This is a genomic window from Paracoccus salipaludis (assembly GCF_002287065.1).
Lineage (GTDB): Bacteria > Pseudomonadota > Alphaproteobacteria > Rhodobacterales > Rhodobacteraceae > Paracoccus > Paracoccus salipaludis.
Window position 1 is genome coordinate 1 of record NZ_NSJZ01000150.1, and the last position, 543, is coordinate 543.

Here is a 543-nt window from a genome sequence, read left to right on the forward strand (position 1 = left end):
TGATAAAAGGATGAAAACGAAAGGTTCGTCACATCAATAGCAAATGAGCTTAAATAATCTCGCGAGGAAATATCATCATACGTTCCAAACCTAATAGCAGGAAATATAACTTGGATACTTCACAGCCTCCAAGTTGGATACTTCACACATGCCGAGACGCAAGTTCAGCCGCCTGACGAACGCCCAGAAGCAAGCTCTCCGGGGTGAGCTCGACGCGAAGGTGCCGGTGACGGAGTTGGCGAAGAAATACGGGGTCAGCCGCCGGACGATCTACAACCACAGGAACCGCTGGGACGAGCGCCTGCCGCAGTCGCGCAGCAAGGTGCTGACGGTGCGGGTCAGCGCCGAGGACATGGAGCGGCTGGACGCCCTGGCGCGGGAGCTGGACCTGAGCCGGGCCGACACGGCCCGGCGGGTGCTGCTCTATGCGGCGGGCGTCTACCACATCGAACCGCCGGAGGCGGGCGAGATCGAGGCGCTGACCAAGGAGGTTTCAGCGATCGGGCGGAACGTGAACCAGGCGGTGCGGGCGATGAACACGGC

At 60.0% G+C, this 543-nt stretch carries 1 protein-coding gene; it reads left to right on the forward strand.

Annotated features, from left to right (window positions below):
* Positions 1–148: 148 nt before the first annotated feature.
* Positions 149–543, forward strand: a 395-nt coding sequence (locus CK240_RS17945) for a helix-turn-helix domain-containing protein (protein WP_135058988.1), incomplete at its 3' end; no start/stop codon positions are given.